The sequence below is a fragment of the Maribellus maritimus genome (assembly GCF_022267315.1).
GTDB lineage: Bacteria > Bacteroidota > Bacteroidia > Bacteroidales > Prolixibacteraceae > Draconibacterium > Draconibacterium maritimum.
This window is the reverse complement of the sequence record NZ_JAIKLE010000029.1, coordinates 29,497-52,228: the sequence shown is the minus strand read 5'-3', so window position 1 is coordinate 52,228 and position 22,732 is coordinate 29,497. Positions and strand designations below refer to the sequence as shown.

Below are 22,732 nucleotides of genomic sequence, written 5' to 3'. Positions count from 1 at the left end.
ATGATAAACAATATAATTTCATTTTCAATAAAAAATAAAGCCCTTATTAGTTTAATGACCATAGGGCTAATTATAGGAGGACTTTGGTCGATGACCAAAGTGCCGCTAGATGCCAATCCCGATATTACCAACAATCAGGTTCAGGTAATTACTACAGCTCCTAACCTAGGTACGGAAGATATTGAGAAATTCGTTACTTATCAGGTAGAGTTAGCTGTTGCCAATCTTCCAGGTGTTACCGAAATACGTTCGGTTTCAAGATTTGGGTTGTCGGTTGTTACCATTGTTTTTAAAGACAATATGGGAACATATCTGCCACGTCAGCTGGTAAGCGAATCCCTGGCAGAAATAAAGGAAAAAATCCCTGAAGGTTTTGCTGAGCCATTTATGGCACCTATCAGTACTGGTTTGGGTGAAATTCTTCAATATACCCTAGAAGTACAGCCCGGATACGATACCATATACAACGACATGGACTTGAGGACAATGCAGGAGTGGATTATCAAACGACAAATGGCAATGCTCCCCGGTGTGGTGGAGGTAAACTCCTTTGGTGGACGTGGGAAACAATACGAAATAGCCCTAAACCCGGATAAGCTTCGCAGCATGAACCTAACCATGTCCGATATTTTTGAAGCATTGGAAGATAACAATCAAAACACAGGGGGTGCTTACATTGAAAAAAACTACCAGGCTAATTTTATTCGTGGAGAAGGTTTAATGCGTTCCCTCGATGATATTCGAAATACCCCTGTAGCCACAGTCAACAATCAGCCAGTATTTATTCGCGATGTTGCTGAAGTGCGCTTTGGGAGTTTTGTTCGTTACGGTGCTTTTACCAAAGACGGAAAAGGTGAAGCTGTGGGCGGTATTGTGATGATGCTAAAAGGTGAAAATTCAAATAATGTTATTAAAGATGTTAAGGAACGTTTAGCATTAATCGAGAAATCGATGCCGGAAGGGGTAAAAATTAAACCTTTTCTCGACCGGAGTAAACTAATTAAAAGTACGACCTCAACGGTTGCAGAAAACCTTTCACTAGGGGCGCTAATTGTGATTTTTGTGCTGGTGATATTCCTTGGAAACATGCGTGGAGGACTACTGGTTGCATCCACTATACCGCTCGCCTTGCTCTTTTCATTTATCATGATGAAAATCTTTGGTGTCTGGGCTAACTTAATGAGTTTAGGTGCTATCGATTTTGGAATATTAATTGACGGTGCTGTTATTATTGTAGAAAGCATGATTTTCCACCTACACAGAAAAGAATTTATCGGAAAAAAATTGGGTTTGCCTGAACGAAACGAGATAGCGTTTAATTCTGCAAGTAAAATGATGAACTCGGCTTTCTTTGGTCAAATCATTATTCTAATTGTATTTATTCCTGTTTTAGCCCTTCAGGGGGTTGAAGGCAAGATGTTTATCCCAATGGCTATGACATTCGGTTTTGCTATTCTTGGGGTCATCTTGTTATGCCTCACCTATATACCTATGATGGCTTCAATATTCCTTCGTGCTCCAAAAACCGATAAAAAAACCTGGGGTGAACGGGCAATTAGTAAAATAGAAAAGGTTTATACACCCATAATAACATGGGCATTGCAAAAAGGGAAGCTTATAATTGGAATTGCGGCAATCTTATTAATAGCCGGAGGATTTTTATTTAGCAGGATGGGAGCTGAATTTATCCCACAATTGGATGAAGGGGATTTAGCCATGCATATGTTTCTGAAACCAGGGACTGCCCTAAGCGAAGTTACCAATGCATCAACAAAGATTGAAAAACTGCTATTGGAGAAATTTCCCGATGAAGTAGAATCGGCTCAAACCCGTATTGGGGTTGCCGATGTTCCAACCGACCCTATGCCAATTGATATTGGTGATGTATTTATTCTGCTTAAACCAATTGATGAATGGACAAAAGCAGAAACAAAAGAAAAATTGGTTGATAAAATCAGGGACGAAGTCAGCATTTTCCCAGGTATCAATTACGAATTTTCCCAACCAATTGAAATGCGCTTTAATGAATTACTTACCGGGATTAGGGAAGATGTAGCCATCAAGTTGTATGGCGATGACCTGGATGTTTTAGCCGATAAAGCCGAAGAAATATCTGGGTTAATTGCAGGGATTCCCGGTATTGCGGGAATTAAAGCCGAAGCTACCCGTGGGCTTCCCCAGATAACGGTTAACTATAACCGGACGAAGTTAGGGCAATACGGGTTAAAAATAAAGGATTTGAATACCGTGGTTGAAACTGCTTTTAGTGGTGGTGTGGCTGGTGTAATTTATGAAGGTGAACGCATGTTCGATCTGGTGGTTCGGCTTGACGAAGCGCACCGCCAAAGCATTGATGATATACGGAGTTTATTTGTTGACACGCCCAACGGAGGACAAGTTCCTCTGAAAGAAGTTGCCGACATTAGTTATCGACCCGGTCCTATGCAAATTAGCCGCGACAATACAAACCGACGAACGTATGTGGGGATTAACGTAGAAGGCCGTGATGTAAAATCATTGGTAACTGAGATTCAGCAAAAATTGGATGAGAAACTGAAATTACCCTCTGGTTACTATATTCGTTATGGTGGTGCATTTGAAAACCTCGAACGGGCAAGTAAACGACTTACACTGGTTGTTCCCCTTGCCTTGGCCTTAATATTTATGTTGGTGTTTTTTGCTATCAAATCATTTAAACAAACCCTGATGATATATATTGCCATTCCATTTGCGGCTGTCGGCGGAATTATTTCGCTCTACCTTCGTGGTATGCCTTTCAGTATTTCAGCTGGTGTTGGTTTTATTGTTTTGTTTGGCGTAGCCGTTTTAAACGGGCTGGTTCTGATTAGTGGGTTCAATGAATTGAAAGAGGAAGGCAAACTTTCATTAGCCGAAATCATTAAGCAAGGTTCAATTCGGCGGATTCGACCGATATTTTTAACTGCATCCACTGATATTTTAGGCTTTTTACCTATGGCAATTTCAACTTCAGCAGGTGCTGAAGTGCAACGTCCATTGGCAACCGTAGTAATTGGCGGCATGCTGACTTCCACCCTTCTGACATTGATAGTTTTACCTGTACTTTATAAAATGGTTGAATCGGGCAAACGTTATATTAAAATGCCGCAATTAAACACAACTGTCATCGCACTTGTGATTTTGTTTGGAAGTATCGGGCTAAGCAATGTTGCAAAAGCGCAAGATGGAATTACAATTACACTTGAACAGGCAATTAATACTGCAAAAGAGAATTATCCTTCTATAAAAGCATCTTCAATGGAAGTTGAAAGGCAAAAGTTTCTCAAAGCGACTGGTTACGATTTGGGTAAAACTTCCATTTCTATAGGTAAGGAAGAAGTTGGAAATGGTGCCCTTGGTATTCAAAATAATGTCGGAATCTCACAAACAGAAATTGACCTATTTGCGATTCCCGCAAAAATAGGATTGGCAGGTTCCAGAATCGGACTGGCAGAATCACAACAACAGCTCACCGAAAAAACGTTGGAACGAGATGTGAGTCTGGCTTGGTTCTCGGCATTGTCGTCAAAAAAACAGTTGCAGTTGTATTTACAGTTAGATAGTATTTATACCAATTTTTTGAAAGCTGCGGAATTACGCTATAAAACGCAGGCCACATCAAAGGTTGAATTTCTTTCAGCGACAGCAAAATATCAGGAGCTCATGGTAAATATCAAACAGGCTCAAAGTCGGTACGATGCGTCATTGCAGCAGCTTAACCAGTATCTGTTGTTTTCGCAGGATATTGATATTGCCGTGCCGGAAAGCGACTGGATAAGTGATTTGTTATCCCTTCAACCTACAGCCTCATTGAAGAAAGCACCTATTTTGAATCTTTACGAAAATCAAGTTAAGGTGTCCAATGCAGAGCGGAAGGCTGAAAAGGCCAATCTTTTTCCCAAAATTGATTTAGGCTACACCATGCAGTCCGTTGACGGGCAATCAGGGTTTTATGGTTGGCAGGCCGGAATATCTGTGCCCCTGTTGTTCTTCTCCCAGGCAGGAAAAAACAAAGCTTCGCGCATTAATTATAAGATTTCGGAATTACGTTACCAGCAGAAGGAACTGGAAATTAACGCCGTTTACAGAGAACTCTTTAATCGCTACAAGTCGATTAAAGAGGTACTCAACTACTACAAAACCGATGCGTTACCGCTGGCCGACGAACAAATTACAGCGGCCAACCTGGGATACCGTTTAGGTAGTCTCGATTACGTTCAGTTTATCCAAAATATGGAATCGGCCATTAATACCCGTAGGGAATACTTATCTCGTCTGACTGAATATTACGAGATTAAGGAACAATTAAAATACATAATAGGTCAATAGAAAATATAAATAAATATGAAAACGAAAATATTTTTAATGCTTATTGCTTTAGTAACACTATTGTCGTGTAATAGCAATAAAAGACAATCGCCTGAAATAGAAGGGCATTCTGGACACGAAGAGTCGGAAGGGGTGGTTATATTAAACGAACGCCAACAGGAGGCTTTGGGAATTAGAATGGGAGTATTTGAAATGCGAAACCTTACCACACTCGTTAAAACAAATGGGCAGCTTGAAGTTCCACCGGCAGCCAGTGCTGAAGTTAGTGCGATAATTGGTGGAAATGTAAAAGAAATTAAAGTGTTTCACGGTGATAAAGTGAATAAAGGACAAGTGTTGTCTATTCTTGAACATCCTGATTACATTGCATTACAAGAAGATTTTGTTGAAACAGCTAGCAAACTTGAATTTCTGGAACAGGAGTTTAACCGCCAAAAAGAATTGTTCGACAATCAAGTTGGTGCAGGAAAGGACTTTCAGCAGGTTAAATCGGAATACAGTACTATAAAAGCAAAATATGAAGGACTTAAGTCTAGGTTGAGGTTGCTGAATTTGTCTTCCGAAATCGTGAAAAAAGGTACAATTTCCAGTACCATTTCCATTCTTTCTCCCATTAGTGGATATGTTAATGATGTGAACATCAAACTGGGAACTTACGTTGATGCAAAAGACCAACTTTTTAATATTACCGATAACAAGGAGATTCATGCGGATTTTATGGTATATGAAAATGATATTCACTTATTGAAAGAAGGCCAAAAAGTAGATTTTAGCGTGGCAAACCGACCGGGAGAGGAACTCACGGCGACTATTTTTGCTATCGGTAAAGAATTTGAGCCCAACACACGAGCTGTACACATTCACGCCAAATTGGATAAAAATCAGGAGAATCTAATTCCTGGAATGTATGTTTCGGGGCACATACACACCGACCAAAACTACGTACAGTCACTTCCCAATGACGCAGTTGTTACTGAGGGGACGAAATCATATATCTTTGTTTTGGATGAAACCGTTACTGGCGAAGAACATGAAGAAGCAGGTCATGGTACATCCTCAAACCACATCGAACATGAAGCTGATAAAGAACACAATCATACTGCTGAAACTGACGGGCATAGCCTGGCATTCAAAATGATTGAGGTAGTTACAGGAGTGCAGGAAGGTAATTATACCGAGATTAAACTCCTGAATCCACTACCTGAAAATACTAAAGTTGTTCTCAATGCAGCATATTATTTACTGGCTGATATGAACAAGGAAGAAACAGAACACGAACATTAAAACGATTGAATTATGAAAGAAATAAAAGCCTTTATTCGTCCCAATAAAGTGAACGAAATTGTCCATCATTTAAAAGAAGCTGGTTTTGAGAATATGACGATTTCGTCTGCCGAAGGAACCGGAAAACTGCAGGATGAAAAAGCTTTTGTATCGCAAAAGTTTTCCATCACCGACAGCGAGGTAGCTAAACTTGAGCTGGTTGTCAATAAGAATGATGTCGCACTTGTTGTAAACATTATTTCAGAATGTGGTAAAACCATATATCCCGGAGACGGCTTAATCTGGGTATCCGATGTAAATCAGGTTTACAGGGTAAAAGATGGTTTAAAAAACAGCGGGAAGTAAACAGAAATGTGGCAGCTTCAGGGTTGCCACATTTTTCCAATTTGTAAACAAGTTCTGTATATATACTAAATTTATATCGGTAAATAATTAAGGATTTATGACACATGAACATACATATCATCACCAGACTTCCGGCATTTCGCACAGTAAATCCTTTGCGTTAGGAATAGGATTAAATATTGTATTTGTTGCAGTTGAAATTTTTTACGGGTTAATTGCCAATTCATCGGCATTACTGGCTGATGCCGGTCACAACGCAAGCGATGTTCTGGGGCTTGTATTTGCTTGGACAGCAGCATGGCTGGCAACCATTAAACCCAAAGGGAAATATACCTATGGATTACGTAAAACGACCATCTTGGTTTCCATATTAAATGCGTTGCTTTTATTCGGAGCTGTTGTGTTAATAGGCTGGGATGCTATTGGGAAATTTAAGACCCCTGAGCCAGTGGCTGGTACGCAGGTCATAATTGTAGCAGCCATAGGTGTCATAATTAATACTGCAACCGCACTTCTTTTTATGAAAGGTCAGAAAGACGACCTGAACATTAAAGGTGCTTTCCTGCACATGGCTGCAGATGCCGGTGTTTCACTTGGCGTTGTAGTTGCCGGTTTGTTAATTAATCTGACAGGCTTACGATGGATTGACCCTGTCACCAGTTTTGTAATTATTGTTGTTATTTTATGGGGAACTTGGAATTTATTTAGTGATTCTTTAGAGTTGGCGCTTGATGCAGTCCCCAAACATATTAAAATAGAAGTTGTCCGGGGGTTTCTAGAAAGTCAGGAGGGAGTGACAAACGTCCACGACCTACACATTTGGGCCATGAGTACCACAAAGGTAGCACTGACAGCCCACTTGGTAATGCCTGATGTTGTTGGTGACAATTTTATTAATAATCTACAACATCGGCTCGAACATGAATTTAAAATAAGCCATTCAACCTTTCAAGTAGAAAACGCCGTTATGGAAGAAAATTGTAAAACTGACTGTTAAAATTGGCGCTATTAAAAATAAAAATCTATTATGAGTTTCTATTTTTGGAGTCTAAAAGCTATCATATAAGATAGTAGATACAAATCCCTATATATCAAGGTCACATGCAACCAATACTACGCCATAAGCTGCCAGCTTTTTCAATTTAAGTGTTTCCCCATAACATGCTGCCTACTTTCGCCTTCCAAACATCAAAAAACGAAACAATATGCAACAGGAAGACGATTTAAGGGCACTGGCAAAGGTCATGGACTTTATGCGGGCTTTGAGTATTTTATTTGTAGTTATAAACATCTATTGGTTTTGTTACCAGGCTATGGTCGAATGGGGCATCAATATTGGTGTAGTTGATAAAATACTTCTGAATTTCAACCGCACTGCAAAACTTTTTGAGAACATCCTTTACACGAAATTTTTCACAATAATATTCCTGGCTTTATCCTGCCTCGGAACAAAAGGAGTTAAGAAGGAAAAAATCACATGGGACAAAATTATCGCTTCCCTTTTTATTGGCTTTGTCCTTTTCGTTCTCAACTGGTGGTTGCTGGATTTGCCGATACCGTTAGTTGCCAAAACAGCTTTCTACATTTTTACATTGGCTGGCGGTTATCTTTGCCTGTTAGCTGGTGGTGTTTGGATGAGCCGTCTTTTGAAGAACAATATGATGGATGATGTTTTCAATACCGAAAACGAATCGTTTATGCAGGAAACACGGCTGGTTGAAAATGAATACTCTGTGAACCTACCGACAAGATTCTATTACAAAAAGAAATGGAACAACGGCTGGATTAATGTTGTAAATCCCTTCCGGGCAGGTATTGTATTGGGAACTCCCGGCTCAGGGAAAAGTTACGCGGTAATCAACCAGTTTATAAAGCAGCAGATAGAAAAAGGGTATTCGCAGTATATCTACGATTTTAAGTTTCCCGACCTTTCGACGATTGCATATAACCACTTGTTGAAAAATCAACGCAGATACAAAAAAGTACCGACGTTTTATGTAATCAATTTCGATGACCCGGCACGTTCGCACCGATGTAATCCGATTAATCCTTCGTTTATGAGCGATATATCTGATGCATACGAAAGCGCTTATACCATCATGCTGAACCTGAACCGTACATGGGTGCAAAAGCAGGGCGACTTTTTTGTAGAATCACCGATTATCCTGTTTGCTGCTATCATCTGGTATTTGCGCATATATAAGGATGGCCGGTATTGCACCTTTCCCCACGCCATCGAGTTTCTGAATAAGCGGTATGAAGATATATTTCCAATTCTAACAAGCTACCCCGAACTGGAGAACTATCTTTCTCCTTTTATGGATGCCTGGATGTCGGGAGCGCAAGACCAGTTACAGGGGCAAATAGCATCGGCTAAAATTCCACTTTCGAGGATGATATCGCCGCAATTATATTGGGTAATGTCAGGCGACGAATTTACGCTGGACATCAATAATCCCGATGACCCGAAAGTATTGGTTGTAGGGAACAATCCCGACCGTCAGAATATTTACGGTGCAGCATTGGGTTTGTACAACAGCCGTATCGTAAAACTTATCAATAAAAAAGGGCAGCTAAAAAGCTCGGTTATCATTGACGAGTTGCCGACCATTTATTTCAAAGGGCTGGATAATCTGATTGCCACAGCCCGGAGCAACAAAGTAGCAGTCTTATTAGGATTTCAGGATTTTTCGCAGTTAAAACGCGATTACGGCGATAAAGAAGCTGCCGTAGTAATGAATACCGTAGGTAATATTTTCTCTGGCCAGGTTGTGGGCGATACAGCTAAAAACCTGTCTGAACGTTTCGGTAAGGTTTTACAGAAACGCCAGTCGATGACTATTAACCGAAACGATAAATCAACTTCTTTCAGTACCCAGTTGGACAGCCTTATCCCGGCCAGCAAAATCTCCACGCTTACACAAGGAATGTTTGTCGGGGCGGTTGCCGACAATTTTAATGAACGCATCGAACAAAAAATTTTTCACGCCGAAATTGTGGTGGACAGTGCGAAGGTTGTCTCCGAGACCAAAGGATACAACCAGATTCCGATTATCACCAATTTTGTGGACGAAAGCGGTGTTAACCGCATGAAGGAAATGATTCAGGACAATTATAACCGCATAAAGGAAGAAACAAAGCAGATTGTTACAGATGAACTGGAAAGGATTAGTAATGACCCGGCGCTTTGTTATTTGTTGCCGAGAAAGGAATAATAGAAAATTGTAACCATTAATTTTTACGGGCTAGCAAAAACATTCCCTTTAATTCTGGCAAGGGAACTGTAACTTCCGGCGTTCGACAAACATAAGGTCCCAATTTATGTTGGGCATCAGTAAAACAAACATCGGAAGTTGTGAAATTAATTGTTGTCACCCAGTCAAGAGTTGGGGCAGTGTTATAACAATCTTCTGGATTTTTAAAGTGTGATTTCAGGAAGCGATTTATCCGTTCCGGACTACTCTGTTCAATAATATCACCAACCGAAATCATTTTGTGATTTTTAACATCGTAGTTGAATCCATAATAATCGGTTAATCCGTGAGCCTCTCGTAAAAGGGTAAACCGTAAAATCAGTAATATGCGGAGAAAATGCATATTGGAACTTTCTATTTACCTTAAATACGTCATTGGATACAACACGGAACTATTTGATTAATCGGAGGTTATTGATATTCTTCAAAAATTATATCTTTGTTAAAACAACAGTAATTGAAGTTGCAAACTAAAAATAGTTTGTGATTATGGTAAAACAGAAAAATAATTCTACTCCGACATTAAAAGGATTTATCTATCAATTTCTTGTAGCCCTAAAAAAGTGTTTTGAGTTACAAGAAGGAGAATCAGTATATATTGAAACATTTGGAGATGTTTCAATTTTGGGAGGAAAAGATACATCACAAATTGAATCCAAATTTTATAAAAGCGACCTGACAGATGCGGACCACAATGTTTGGAATACATTAAACAACTGGCTTAAAGATGAATTCCCTTTACATTCCTTCTCTTCTCTGGTGTTATTGACAACCCAAAAAGTGAAGTCAACAAGCGCTTGGTTTGGATGGAATGAAAAAAGTACTAAAGACAAATTAGCAATATTAAAAGATATTTCAACCAAATATGCAAGGAAACGATCGACAAAAAATACAAAAACAGAAAAGCTTGTAAATGTTGTTTTGGATGAATCAAAGTCACTGAAATTGAAAGTCGTTTTAGAAAAGTTTGTGATTGATAATAATGCCTTAAACGATATAAAAGTTTATAATTCAATTAAAGAAACTTATGCAAAGGCGATTCCTAATATTCGTCAGGAAGAATTTATACGTTCAATGTTAGGATATGTTGTTTCTCCTAAAGTAATTGACAATAATTGGAAAATCTCATATGAAGAATTCACACGAGAAGTAAATTTAATTGCCCAATCTTTAATTGATACAACAACACAATTTCCATCTAAAATCAAATTAAAAGATTTGAAACATATAGAGTATAATGAAAATCTTTTTGTAAATAAAATTAGACAAATCGAGTACGAAGGTGTTATTTTAGATGCCATAACAGATTATGTGCAAACAAAATGGCTAATAATAAAAGAAATACAGGTGTCAAAAAAAATCTCTGATTCATTAGTCGAATATGAAGATTCTCTTTTCAGTAGGCATAAGGTTGAGTATCGAAAAGCATGCAGAAATTGTGACTCCGATGTAAAAAGAATATTCCATTCCCAGAATTTTTATGATCACATGATGTCTTCAGATGAAGGTACTTTTTATATTTACAATTCTGTCCCTGCCTATTTTCATAATGGAATGTTACATATTTTAGCAGAAGAAGAAGATAATTTTAGTTGGCTGTTGAAAAAATGTGATTCGTTATGAGCAAGTTTACTGATAATATTTTTACCATACATAACAATATATTCTCTTTGACCCCTGTTATTATAGCCTTTTATAAGAACTATAAGTCAAGAGAAAAGGATATTTTTCTTGCTTATTTTATATTGCCCATAGTCCTTGATCCAATTGTATTAGACGAGATAAAAAGTATTACAACTAAATCAAATTTGACGAGATTAGTTTCTAATAAAAAAGTAATGGCTGGATTTCATGATAGATTTAAACAATTCTATCAAATTACGAATGATTGCCTCCAATATGCTTTAGATTGTAAATACATTGAAATAAATGAAACCAACTTAAGCGTAAAGGTTGTCAATAGAGATGTTTTATATACAGATAGTTCTTTAAATAAAGCGATCAACATTGCTTCAAAGTTGCCTAAAATGTTTAAGCTGGACGTGATAAACACATATTATGCATTTGGAATAAAAGGATTATGAAAAGCTATATTAAGTATATTGGGTTATTAGACAAAAATGATAAGTGTCATTATATCGATTTAAAAGAAGGATTGAATATAATTACAGGACGTTCTTCAACTGGGAAAAGTGCAATAATTGAGATATTTGACTTTTGTTTTGGAAACTCCGAGAATTCGATTCCTGAAGGGATAATTACAGATAATGCTAAGTTATATTTTGTCGTCTTTGAAATCAACAATACAAGCTTAATATTAGCAAGGAATCAAGAGGAAAAGAGCACTTATGTTTTTTTTAAGATTGACCCGAATTTCCCATCATTGGAAACTTTAAATTCGGAGTACTTTCACCAAGATTATTACTTGCCTTTAAAAACTTTTAAGGAAGAACTAGGAAGATATTTTGGGTTAAATATTTCTTCAACAGATGAAGATAATCAAGCATTGAATTATAAAGTAAAAAAAGGACGTCCCTCCGTCCGAAATATGATATCTTACATTCTACAGCATCAGAATCTTATTGCAAATAAGCATTCTCTATTTTATCGTTTTGATGAGAAGGAAAAAAGAGAAAGGACAATTGATGAATTCAAAATATTCACAGGATATGTTGATCAAGATTACTTCACATTAAAACAACAGATTAATGACAAAAAGCAAGAATACGAAAGGAAGGTAAGGGATGCCAATCTTTATCAAGATGAAAAAAAGAAAAGAATTGTAGAATTAGAAGAATTATTAGACGAATATTATATGGTTGCGGGAAATCCTTTATTAAAAGGTTATTCGGCGCAAAATATGTTGGAAGCCCCCAAATTGTATTTAGATAAAATTCAGGAAATTGATTCAATTAAGGTTGACGATAATTCAAATATCTTCAGAGAACAGTATGCGAAATTTGAAGCGCAAAGAAATGAGCTTCTGGCATCTCGAAGAAAAATTGTATTAAAACTGGAAAATATTAACTCGTCAATTAACTATGCAAGAAAGTACAGTGAAACGATAGATATGATAAATCCTATATCTGAAGCGATAAAAGAAGATTCTCACTGTCCTTTTTGTTTACAAGAAAATCAACATACTAATAAACAGATTAACAAACTGACTGATGCTATTGACTGGCTAAATTCAGAATTACGTAAAGCTCCATTAATGATAGACTCTTTCTTACCAGAGAAACAGAAGTGTGAAAATGAGTTAGCTGCAATAGATAGTAGTCTGAGACATATTCGTGACGAGATAAATAAAATATTGAAAGTGAATGCCGAGTTAGAAAAAAATAAATCGTTGGAAGAACAAGGGTTTAAGATACGCCTTTCAATAGAAAATCTTTTAGAGTGGTCACTTGATCGAAAAAATCGGATTAAGGATTTGAATATTGAACAATTAAGCTCTGATATAGAAAGGTTAGAGAAGAAGCTCAAAAATGATTATAACATAAATGACAAATTAAGAGAAGCTGAAATTTTTATTAATAAAACAATGAATGAGCTTGGGAACAAGCTTGATTTTGAAAAATCATATCAACCAATAAATTTGAATTTTGACATTGCTAACTTTGAACTATATCATCTAAAAACAGGAGAATCAGAAGTAAATGGAAAGAAAGTATATCTTAGGTCTATGGGGAGTGGTGCCAATTGGCTTTATTCTCACATATGTCTTTTCTTGAGTCTTCAAAAATATTTCTGTTCATTAGGTAGCAAGTGTCTGATTCCATCTATATTATTTTTAGACCAACCAAGCCAAGTATACTTCCCAACTATTGTTGATAATGATAGAGTTGAGTTTAATCCAAAGAAATTGAAAGAAATAGAAGGAGCTCTTCAAAATTCAGATGTTGATTTAAATGCCGTTACAAATTTATTTAATCAAATCATTTATTTTATAAAAAAAACTGATGAGGAATATGGAATAACACCACAAGTAATTGTATCAGATCATGCAGACAATTTGGAACTTGATGGTGATTCCTTCGAAAACTATGTTCGAAAACGCTGGAGAAAAGAAAATGATGGATTTATTGATTTATCAAAACTAACACAAGAAGATCAGGATATTTAAATCCCTTGTGTGTATTGTCACAAAGTGTCAGGAAACGCCACAAACCACCAGCACAGTTCCTCAAGCTGCCACACTTCGTATATCCCTTTATCTGATAACCCGTTAGTCCTATTTTCGTCCATGCATCAATAGTGGTGCAACAACTAAAACATTCGTAAAATGGACGAAAAAATCAGTAACGACGACAAAAAAGTATTACTCGTCAAAGACGCAAATGACGGCAAAGTAAAAGCCGTTACCGGTATGGATGAAAAAGGCAATATCCAGACAGAGGAACCGTCTACAAAAAACCAAAGCAACCTTTTTGCTGTGAACACGAACGAGCCCATGCTGGAGGCCTTCTTCAAAAAGATGGTGGAACAAGCGCAGCAGCCCTCACACACAGGATTTTTCCTCATGACAGAAAAAATGCTGGATAAACTTGTCAAAATCGACCTCGACCCTCACGAACTGGAACTACACCGTGTAAATCCAGTAGAGTATCTTGAAAAGGTACAGAAACAGAACGCGCAACGAACACAAAGTGGCGGTGATGAAACTACTCAAAGTACTTTCCAGCCGATGGATGTCAGTAGAATAGACCGGCAGGAACTTCAAAAATACGGGATCAACGCTGCCGATTTGGAACCTCATCTCAAAGCCATGTCCTACGGACACAAATCACCGCAAATGATTCCCCTAAACCCTGAACTGGAAACAGGTATCCGGGTTCCCACCAAAGGACGTGTATCGTTGGAAGAGCAAGCCGATGGCTCGCTAAAAATCATACCGCATTACTGGCAGGAAAAGCCTACCCTGGATGCCCCTTTTCACGGCGTACTTCTCAACGAACAGGATAAGGAGAATTTGCGGCAATCCTTGAACGCTGGCAGGGTAATTGAACTGGAACCTACCGCCGGACAGAAAATACCGGCTTTTGTTTCACTCGACCGGCTTACCAACAAACTCGAAGCCCTACCTGTGGAGAACATCTCCATTCCCAATAAAATAAAAGGGGCAGACCTTTCTGAAGACCAGCAACTCAGGCTTGGAGCAGGAGAAAAGGTAATGGTAGAAAAAATGGTGTCCCGGATAGGCCGGTTCTTTGATGGATATATTCAAATTAATGCTTCGGACAAAAAGTTTGATTTTTCGTATGAAGGGCTCGACCGTAACCGCTATGCAAAAGAGAATAAGGAAGTCCGCCACCAGCAGAAAGAAAATGCACCGGAAGGGGAATCCGAAAAACAAAAACAACTCTTTATCCCACAAAAACTGCTTGGCGTTGAACTCACTGAAAAACAACAGGAATACCTTAAAGCAGGCCAGGCCACTTACATCAGGGGGATGCTGAAAGACGACAAAGGGGAACCATTCAACGCGTGGGTAAAACCTAATCCTGAAAAAATGAAATTCGATTTTTTCAAATGGAATCCCGACAAGGCCAAGAAACAGGGGGCAGAAGTGAAACCCGCAGAAGAAAGCAAAACGCAGGTTGCTGTCAACAACGAAGGCAAAACAAATGAAGCGACCCAAAATGTAAAAGAGCCACTAAAACAGGGACAGCAAAAGCCTACGGAAAACCAGTTTAAGCAAGAAGCACGCAGGCCCGCTGAAAAGAAAAGCGGGATTAAAATCTGAATTCTGTTTTAAACAGTTCCGGATGAAATAACAGAAGACAAGTTCAATCGGTAATGGTTATATTTACCACTGAATATACCGCTGCTTTCTTCAATAGGCATAACTTTTCTTTGTTTATTGTTTGTAGTGACAGATATTTTAGTGGTGCGCTCCGGGTGGGAACCCGGGGCGCTTTTGCCTGATATACCTTCCTTTTTTCAACCACTAAATATCCGTATCATGAAAAACACAAAAAATAAAACCAGGCAGGAATTATCCTATTACGGGTTCTCCCTCCTTTCTTACGTCAAAGAAAACCACCCCGAACGCACTGCAGACACAACTTTTATAAAAGAACGTGCAGATGCCGCGGCAGAAACATACAGCAATGCGGTTAAAAACGGACAGACACACATTGAAGCCGAAGAACTGGCTTCTGAAGTACTTTACCAGGGCCTGCATTTTTCCGCTTACAACACCCTTGTTCACATTCTTTGGAACGAGTTTTCAGGAGAAATACCTGAGGAAAGGGCAAAGGAGATTGCGCTTCAAATGTTAACTCAATGCAGTGAAGTGCTGGATAAATATACCCTTACGGATGATTTTGAAAGCACTTCGCAATACGATGAATTATATACTGAACTGACGGGAACCGTAGAAATACTGCTCGAAGATGGCGTACAATAAAAAGGTGCACCTGCGGGCAAATATCGATGCGATAAAAACGGCGTTTATCCTTGAACGTGAGAACAGGCAGGCAACAGCCGTGGAAAAAGAAACACTTGCAAGCTATTCCGGCTTCGGCGCAATAAAGGAAATCCTCGACCCTCATCCCGCTAACGGTTCAGCCAATCCCCTGATAAATGAATTGCATGAGGTTTTACGTGAAAATACTCGTGATGAAAAAGAATACAAACGCTGTTTCGACGGTCTGAAAGATTCTATACTTACAGCATTCTACACACCACCAGAAGTAGTAAATGCTTTGGCCGGAGCACTTAGTGATAGCGGAATCAAACTGAGCAGCTTGCTTGACCCGAGCGCAGGAACAGGTGTATTTGCCCAGGCTTTTAAACAACTTTTCCCCGATACCGAAGTTACCTACTTTGAGAAAGACCCGATTACCGGAATGATACTCAAACACCTTCACCCTGAAGATAAGGTAAGAGTAGAGGGTTTTGAAAATATTGAAAAAAAATATGCCGGTTATTACGATGTAGCAGCAAGTAATATCCCCTTCGGGGATGTGGCAGTGTTCGACCCGGTTTTATTCTCCGACAGCGCCCCTGCAAAAAAGATTGCCTCACGCTCCATTCACAATTACTTTTTCCTGAAATCAGTAGATATGGTACGTCCGGGAGGACTAGTGGCTTTCATTACCTCTCAGGGAGTATTAAATGCCACGACAAACCGACCGGTGCGGGAATACCTGATGACTAATTGCGAGCCTGTCTCAGTTATCCGACTCCCAAACAACCTGTTTTCCGAATTTGCGGGAACAGAGGTTGGCAGTGACCTGATTGTCCTGCAAAAACGGGAACAAAAAGACCTGTCCGTTTCTAACCCTATAAAACAGGCATTTATTGAATCAAGGATACTGTCCAATGGAATTTCGGTCAGCAACAGTTTTAAAACCTTCGACAGAGTAGTCCACACCGATGCCAAAGTCGATACCGATCCTTACGGCAAACCTGCAATGGTGTTCACCCATAAAGGCGGCATTGAAGGAATTGCCAAAGACCTCCGGCAAATACTGAAAGAAGATTTCTCCCGACATTTAGATTTGCAGCGTTATCAATCCCATGCCCAGGACACACTGGAAGAACAGGTAGCAGCCACCGTAAAAATCAAACCGGCGCTTGAATCAAATTTCAATGAACTCGATCCATTTTGGCAAGCTATCGAGGATAATTGGTTCCCCAACGATAATCAAACCGGAGCGGTAAAACCTACGATAGAAAATAAACCTGAACCACCTAAACAACAACCGATATATTCAGAGCAGGGTACGCTTTTCAATGTGAACGATAGGGTCATTCAGAAAGAACCGGCTAACGGGGCGAAATCCCGGCAAGCTGTTACGCAGGAACCGTTAATCAGTTTGTACGATTTGTTTGGCATTTCAGAAGAAGAGAGAAACGGGCAGAAACGTTCAAACCGGAGAAGGAACCAACAGCCCCAAAAACAGGAGCAGCAGGAAATTCCTTTCATGGAATGGCGCGAGCGGTTGCATTATGAAGGAATGCAAAGGAGAAGGCAGCAGGAAAAAGAATCCCTTAAAAACAGAAAAGTACATCCTGTAAACGTTACAGGAAAAGAAGAACAGCCTGGGGACTTAAAACAGAAGCAGGAGCATCTCGAACGTGAGGAAGCGATGAAACCAGTACCGTTCAAAGGCGAATTGTTACCTCATTACCGGGAAGATTCACTGGTATCTGACGAGACCAACCGTATTGGGCATTTAAGAAATATCGAAGGCTTGCAGCCGATGTTCTATCCGTTGGATATAAGTACCGTTCAAAAGCAAAAAGTATCTCTATACATAGAAATACGCGACACTTATCATCACCTGTACCGCAACGAAGCCGAACGGCTGGAAGCCAATCCCGCCCTTCGTGAAATGCTGAACAATCTGTACGACAATTTTTCCTTTCGGTTCGGATTGCTCAATGACAAGAAAAACCTTGACCTGATTAAACTGGACGCAAGGGGAATCGAAATATTATCGCTGGAACGCTACATCGACGGGAAAGCGGTAAAAGCCGATATTTTCAACCGTCCGGTGGCGTTCAATACAAATGAACTTACTACGGTTGATACCCCTCACGAGGCGCTGGCAGCTTCACTAAACAAATATGCCAGAGTAGACCTGGGTTATATGGCATCATTGACCGGAAACACCGCCGATGACCTGAAAAAAGAACTGAAAGAGACAATTTATTTCAATCCCATGACTGGCGGGTACGAGGTGGCTGATAAATTTATTTCGGGTAATGTTATTTCAAAAGCCGAAGAAGTGGAACGTTTCCTGGAACGTAATCCCGGACACCGTGAGGCGGAAGAATCCTTACACGCTCTGCAAGAAGCCACCCCAAAACCAATTGCTTTCGACGACCTTGATTTTAATTTTGGCGAACGCTGGATTCCGACAGGAGTTTATAACAAATATGCTTCACACCTTTTCGATACCGAAGTGAACATCCACTACGCTTCCAGCCGTGATGAGTTCAGCGTTCAATCCAATGATTCCAATATAAAGATTACCGACCAGTATGCTGTAAAATCGGAAAGCCGCACTTTTAACGGGCTTGCCCTGATGAAGCATGCTTTGCAGAATACTTCGCCAAACATTACAAAAACAATCCTAGTGGACGGCGAGGAAGTAAAAGTACGGGACGGGGAAGCCATCCAGCTTGCCAATACCCGTATCGATGAAATGCGAAACGGTTTCTCCGACTGGCTCAGGGAACAGTCGCCCGAGTTCAAAGACCGGCTGGCTAGTTTGTACAACCGCACCTTTAACTGTTTTGTCCGCCCGGCTTACGACGGCTCGCACCAAAATTTTCCTGGGCTTGACCTAAGAGGGTTGGGCATTAGCACCCTTTATCAAAGCCAGAAAGATGCTATCTGGATGGATAAACTCAACGGGGGTGGTATTTGTGACCATGAGGTCGGTGGCGGAAAAACGCTTATCATGTGCTGCGGGGCGTATGAAAAAAAACGACTTGGGCTGGTCAACAAACCAATGATAACAGGACTAAAAGCCAACATTCATGAGATTGCCAAAACATTCTGTACGGCTTATCCTAACGCGCGTGTACTTTATCCGGGCAAGGAGGATTTTACGCCAAAAAACCGACAACGGATTTTCAACGAGATAAAAAACAACAACTGGGATGCTGTAATCCTTACACATGAACAGTTTGGTATGATTCCGCAGTCGCCGGAGGTACAGCGCGATATTTTACAGGCAGAACTCGACAGCGTGGAGGAAAACCTTGAAGTCCTAAAAGGACAGGGGAAAGAAGTTTCGCGTGCCATGCTGAAAGGATGTGTGAAACGTAAACTGAACCTGGAAGCCAAACTCAAACAGATTACTTTCAACATTGAAAACCGGAAAGACGATGCAGTGGATTTTCGTCTGATGGGGATTGACCATTTGTACGTGGATGAATCGCATAAATTCAAGAACCTGACTTTTAACACCCGGCATGACCGGGTAGCCGGTCTGGGCAATCCCGAAGGCAGTCAGCGGGCATTGAATATGCTTTTTGCACTTCGTACTATACAAGAGCGCAACGGCAGGGATTTGGGTGCAACCTTTCTTTCCGGGACCACCATTTCAAATTCATTAACGGAATTGTACCTGTTGTTTAAATACCTGCGGCCAAAGGAACTGGAACGGCAGAACATTAAAACATTCGATGCATGGGCAGCAATTTTTGCAAAGAAAAGTATCGACTACGAATTTTCGGTAACCAATGAAATCGTACAAAAAGAACGTTTCCGTTATTTTATTAAAGTGCCGGAACTGGCACAGTTCTACGCCGAGATTACCGATTACCGGACGGCTGCCGATATTGGTATTGACCGCCCTAAAAAGAATGAAATCCTACACAACATTCCGCCGACACCGGACCAGGTTGATTTTATAAACCGGCTGGTACAATTTGCCAAAACAGGCGATGCAACATTGTTGTTTCGTGCCCCACTGAATGAGCGGGAAGAAAAGGCAAAAATGCTGATTGCAACAGATTATGCCAGAAAAATGTCACTGGATATGCGTATGGTCGATTCCCGCTTTGAGGACCATATCGACAACAAAGCAAGCCATTGTGCCCGAATGATTGATGGCTATTACAGGAAATACAACGGACATAAAGGGACACAGTTTGTGTTCAGTGACTTGGGAACCTATAAACCGGGGGAATGGAATGCTTACAGCGAAATTAAGCGCAAACTGGTGGAAAACCATAACATTCCGGCACACGAAATCCGCTTTATACAGGAAGCCAAAACAGAAAAAGCCCGGAAGATGATGATAGCCGATATGAACAACGGTAGAATCCGGGTGATGTTTGGCTCCACAGAAATGCTGGGAACAGGTGTAAACGCCCAGAAACGCGCCGTAGCGGTCCATCATTTGGATTGCCCATGGCGTCCGTCGGATTTGGAACAGCGCGATGGACGGGCGGTAAGGAGGGGCAATGAGATAGCCAAAACGGTTGCCGGGAACCAGGTAGATGTTATTCTTTATGCCGTGGAAAAATCACTGGATGCCTATAAGTTTGGCCTGCTGCATAACAAACAGCTATTTATCCGTCAACTAAAAAATAACAGTCTGGGATGCCGTACCATCGACGAAGGAGCAATGGATGAAAAAAGCGGCATGAACTTTTCAGAGTATGTGGCCATTTTGTCTGGCAATACAGAACTGCTGGAAAAAGCAAGGTTGGAAAAGAAGATAGCTGCGTTGGAAAGCGAACGCCAGGCATTTGTCAGGGGGAAGTCATCGAGCCGGTACAAGCTGGAGAACATTACACAAACAGTGGAAAGGAATAAAGGATTTATTGAACGTATCTCCAAAGACGTGGAAAACTTTAAATCCCGCGTCCAGACCGACGAAGACGGTTCTTACCGTAACCCGGTACAGTTGGACGGCGTCACTGGCAGTGATTTCAAGGTAATTGGTAAAAAACTAAATGAGATTGCCAGTACAGCCAAAACACATGGCGCACACGAGCCGATTGGTAACTTGTATGGCTTCACTCTTTATGTAAAAAGTGAAACCACCAATAAAGACGGTCTTGACTTTATACAGAACCGCTTTTCTGTTCGTGGCGACGGTGAAATATTTTATCAATACAACAACGGGCAGATGGCCGTTGACCCAAAGCTGGCCTCACAAAATTTTCTGCATGCTTTGGTAGAAAATATGCCCCGGCTGTTAGAGCGTTATAGGACAGATAACGAAAAACTGTCTAAAGATATTCCTGTGCTCAAAGAAGTGGTGGAAAGTACCTGGCGAAGGGAACCTGAATTGGTTGAATTAAAATCGGAACTGGTAAAGCTGGAAAGGAAAATTCAGCAGTCACTGAAATCAACCGGAGAAACTGAAGGGCAAATTCCGGCTCCGGTTAATGGTACTGTAAGCAAACAGCTACTCCCACCGGAAAAGAATAACCCGGAAGAGCCACCTAAAGTACCGGAACATTTACAGAAAATTGCAGAAGCTTCAGACGGAAGAATTATTATCCCCGGGATTGGTTATTCAGCGAAACAGGATACTCCCATCGTTTCTAAAAGTTTGAAAGTATAGCATAGAACGAAAAGAGCTGGTACTTTAATTAATTTGATACCGGCACTTTTCTTTTTATCTCCATATCCGCACCGTTTAGCAACAAAGCGGATAATGCAAAACAAATAACTTATTTTTTATCTTTCCGGTTACGCCGTGTATGAAAACGGCTGAAATGGGTCTCAATGAATTTCATAACATCGGATTCTTTATAAAAAGTCTTATGATATATCATTTGAAATGGCAGTTCGCCTGACGAACGGTAACGTTGTAATGTTCGTTTGCTGACATTAAGCATTCTACAGACATCAAAGTTATCCAGTAATTTTTCGCCTTCAAATAAAGGAACGTCCTCCTCTGAATCATCCAGTTTGTCAACAACATCATCCAGTCGTGACAAAATACGATGCATCCAGTTCTCAAAATATTCTTTGTCTATAAACATTACAGTAACTCATTGAATTACTGCAAAATTATTGACTATCCATACAGATAATAAGGAAGTCGGTACCACTTTTTTTGAAATAATTTACGACAGGTTAATACTCAAAGATTTACTGAGCAGTTTCTGAAGAAAACAACCATGAAAAAATAGAAGGATACTCGGTATTGGTTATTTATTTCTTTCTTCCCATCCGCCGGAGCAGGGCAGCTTTTAGCTTATCTAAAAAGGGAGCAGGAATATTCCGGGTTTTCATCTCACTGAATGCACGTGATAGGTTCTTATCGAGCCGAACATTGAAAACATTTTGGACGTAATCAGATAATTGCGTGAGTGGCACATCTCCGAAGGTACTATCACTATCCCAGGAATAAAGCTGTTCCATCAGTTCTGTTTTAGTCCCTTGCCACGTTAGTTTAATTTTAGGAAATGAATGAGATATAGGCAAGTATAACTTATTATCCAAAAGAGATAATTCTTGCATTAGATAGGCTTGTAAAATGTCATTGGCCAATATCTTGGCTACGATAAAATCACAATTGGTTGAGAAATTAGGGTCAAGTTCATAATAAAATGTTTCTAAATATTGTTCATTGTCCATTTTTCCGCGTAAGAAATAAAGTGAATCCAGATGAGTAGCTCCAGAGCGATAATAACGTATAAAATCCAGCCGTTTATTCGTGTATTTATTAATAGAATCCAGTTCTCCACATAAGTATTCTTTCTGCCTGCAAGTACCTGCAACAGGGCGGTTCATTTCGATATTATATAGTTTTCGATAATAAATTAGGCGGTAGCAGATTTTGGGCTTGATTTCTTTGAAAAAATTGATTTCTTCCTCTTCATCCATAAATTTATAGGAAAGAAAAAATGTCTTTAACTGGTCGAACGCCTCCGCAAGTACATGAGAGGCTTCCAGCGATTTTTTCAGGATATTGGAATCCGATGATTCAATACGATCGATAGCGTCGTCCATTTCTTTGCGCAGTTTGGTAACGTATTTAACCATATTTCATTTGTTAACTAAACAGCTAAAC

Annotated in this window: 14 protein-coding genes; 11 read left to right on the top strand and 3 right to left on the bottom strand. The window is 39.9% G+C overall.

The genetic code is table 11. The features are described 5' to 3' along the window. The 5 genes from K5G00_RS21340 to mobC all read left to right on the top strand — a co-directional run bounded on the left by K5G00_RS21340 (position 1) and on the right by mobC (position 9,191). The gene (locus K5G00_RS21340) at positions 1–4,347 is read left to right on the top strand and encodes a CusA/CzcA family heavy metal efflux RND transporter (protein WP_238768313.1); all 4,347 of its coding nucleotides are present in this window, start codon (positions 1–3) and stop codon (positions 4,345–4,347) included. A 15-nt stretch (positions 4,348–4,362) separates the two neighbouring features. Next, positions 4,363–5,631 carry an efflux RND transporter periplasmic adaptor subunit gene (locus K5G00_RS21335; RefSeq protein WP_238768312.1) on the top strand — a complete coding sequence of 423 codons (1,269 nt, stop codon included), beginning with the start codon at positions 4,363–4,365 and terminating at the stop codon, positions 5,629–5,631. A gap of 12 nt (positions 5,632–5,643) precedes the next feature. Next, positions 5,644–5,976: a P-II family nitrogen regulator gene (locus tag K5G00_RS21330; RefSeq protein WP_238768311.1), complete on the top strand. Its 333-nt coding sequence runs from the start codon at positions 5,644–5,646 to the stop codon at positions 5,974–5,976. 97 nt (positions 5,977–6,073) lie between these two features. Continuing rightward, positions 6,074–6,973, top strand: coding sequence for a cation diffusion facilitator family transporter (locus K5G00_RS21325; protein WP_238768309.1), 900 nt, complete (start codon positions 6,074–6,076; stop codon positions 6,971–6,973). Positions 6,974–7,181: 208 nt separating this feature from the next. Beyond that, the gene (gene mobC, locus K5G00_RS21320; RefSeq protein WP_238768307.1) at positions 7,182–9,191 is read left to right on the top strand and encodes a conjugal transfer protein MobC; all 2,010 of its coding nucleotides are present in this window, start codon (positions 7,182–7,184) and stop codon (positions 9,189–9,191) included. 16 nt (positions 9,192–9,207) lie between these two features. Here mobC and K5G00_RS21315 read toward each other — a convergent pair whose 3' ends face one another. Then, on the bottom strand, positions 9,208–9,573 hold the full coding sequence (locus K5G00_RS21315; protein ID WP_238768305.1) for a hypothetical protein: 366 nt from the start codon (positions 9,571–9,573) through the stop codon (positions 9,208–9,210). Positions 9,574–9,719: 146 nt separating this feature from the next. Between K5G00_RS21315 and K5G00_RS21310 the strand changes: the two genes are divergently transcribed. From K5G00_RS21310 to K5G00_RS21285, 6 genes are all read left to right on the top strand, one after another. Continuing rightward, positions 9,720–10,853 (top strand): hypothetical protein, encoded by a 1,134-nt coding sequence (locus K5G00_RS21310; RefSeq protein WP_238768303.1) that lies wholly within the window; start codon positions 9,720–9,722, stop codon positions 10,851–10,853. After that, positions 10,850–11,314 (top strand): three component ABC system middle component, encoded by a 465-nt coding sequence (locus K5G00_RS21305; RefSeq protein ID WP_238768301.1) that lies wholly within the window; start codon positions 10,850–10,852, stop codon positions 11,312–11,314. The genes K5G00_RS21310 and K5G00_RS21305 overlap by 4 nt, the downstream gene beginning before the upstream one ends. Further along, on the top strand, positions 11,311–13,356 hold the full coding sequence (locus K5G00_RS21300) for a DUF3732 domain-containing protein (RefSeq protein ID WP_238768299.1): 2,046 nt from the start codon (positions 11,311–11,313) through the stop codon (positions 13,354–13,356). The genes K5G00_RS21305 and K5G00_RS21300 overlap by 4 nt, the downstream gene beginning before the upstream one ends. Before the next feature lie 159 nt (positions 13,357–13,515). After that, positions 13,516–14,976: a DUF3945 domain-containing protein gene (locus K5G00_RS21295; protein ID WP_238768297.1), complete on the top strand. Its 1,461-nt coding sequence runs from the start codon at positions 13,516–13,518 to the stop codon at positions 14,974–14,976. Positions 14,977–15,195: 219 nt separating this feature from the next. Continuing rightward, positions 15,196–15,642 carry a DUF1896 family protein gene (locus K5G00_RS21290; protein ID WP_238768295.1) on the top strand — a complete coding sequence of 149 codons (447 nt, stop codon included), beginning with the start codon at positions 15,196–15,198 and terminating at the stop codon, positions 15,640–15,642. Beyond that, on the top strand, positions 15,629–21,274 hold the full coding sequence (locus K5G00_RS21285) for an N-6 DNA methylase (protein WP_238768293.1): 5,646 nt from the start codon (positions 15,629–15,631) through the stop codon (positions 21,272–21,274). Before K5G00_RS21290 ends, K5G00_RS21285 begins: the two co-directional genes overlap by 14 nt. Before the next feature lie 109 nt (positions 21,275–21,383). On the opposite strand, the gene K5G00_RS21280 is transcribed toward K5G00_RS21285, so the two are convergent. Both K5G00_RS21280 and K5G00_RS21275 read right to left on the bottom strand, forming a co-directional pair. Further along, a complete protein-coding gene (locus K5G00_RS21280; RefSeq protein ID WP_238768292.1) occupies positions 21,384–21,698 on the bottom strand; it encodes a helix-turn-helix domain-containing protein in 315 nt (104 codons plus the stop codon). A 172-nt stretch (positions 21,699–21,870) separates the two neighbouring features. Further along, on the bottom strand, positions 21,871–22,704 hold the full coding sequence (locus K5G00_RS21275) for an RteC domain-containing protein (RefSeq protein WP_238768291.1): 834 nt from the start codon (positions 22,702–22,704) through the stop codon (positions 21,871–21,873). Positions 22,705–22,732: the final 28 nt, after the last annotated feature.

Excerpts from the sequence above, each read along its gene's own strand:
- K5G00_RS21340 (WP_238768313.1), top strand. The coding sequence starts at position 1 with ATGATAAACAATATAATTTCATTTTCAATAAAAAATAAAGCCCTTATT.
- K5G00_RS21275 (WP_238768291.1), bottom strand. The coding sequence starts at position 22,704 with ATGGTTAAATACGTTACCAAACTGCGCAAAGAAATGGACGACGCTATC.
- K5G00_RS21280 (WP_238768292.1), bottom strand. The coding sequence starts at position 21,698 with ATGTTTATAGACAAAGAATATTTTGAGAACTGGATGCATCGTATTTTG.
- K5G00_RS21295 (WP_238768297.1), top strand. The coding sequence starts at position 13,516 with ATGGACGAAAAAATCAGTAACGACGACAAAAAAGTATTACTCGTCAAA.
- K5G00_RS21285 (WP_238768293.1), top strand. The coding sequence starts at position 15,629 with ATGGCGTACAATAAAAAGGTGCACCTGCGGGCAAATATCGATGCGATA.
- K5G00_RS21290 (WP_238768295.1), top strand. The coding sequence starts at position 15,196 with ATGAAAAACACAAAAAATAAAACCAGGCAGGAATTATCCTATTACGGG.
- K5G00_RS21325 (WP_238768309.1), top strand. The coding sequence starts at position 6,074 with ATGACACATGAACATACATATCATCACCAGACTTCCGGCATTTCGCAC.
- mobC (WP_238768307.1), top strand. The coding sequence starts at position 7,182 with ATGCAACAGGAAGACGATTTAAGGGCACTGGCAAAGGTCATGGACTTT.
- K5G00_RS21330 (WP_238768311.1), top strand. The coding sequence starts at position 5,644 with ATGAAAGAAATAAAAGCCTTTATTCGTCCCAATAAAGTGAACGAAATT.
- K5G00_RS21335 (WP_238768312.1), top strand. The coding sequence starts at position 4,363 with ATGAAAACGAAAATATTTTTAATGCTTATTGCTTTAGTAACACTATTG.
- K5G00_RS21310 (WP_238768303.1), top strand. The coding sequence starts at position 9,720 with ATGGTAAAACAGAAAAATAATTCTACTCCGACATTAAAAGGATTTATC.
- K5G00_RS21300 (WP_238768299.1), top strand. The coding sequence starts at position 11,311 with ATGAAAAGCTATATTAAGTATATTGGGTTATTAGACAAAAATGATAAG.
- K5G00_RS21305 (WP_238768301.1), top strand. The coding sequence starts at position 10,850 with ATGAGCAAGTTTACTGATAATATTTTTACCATACATAACAATATATTC.
- K5G00_RS21315 (WP_238768305.1), bottom strand. The coding sequence starts at position 9,573 with ATGCATTTTCTCCGCATATTACTGATTTTACGGTTTACCCTTTTACGA.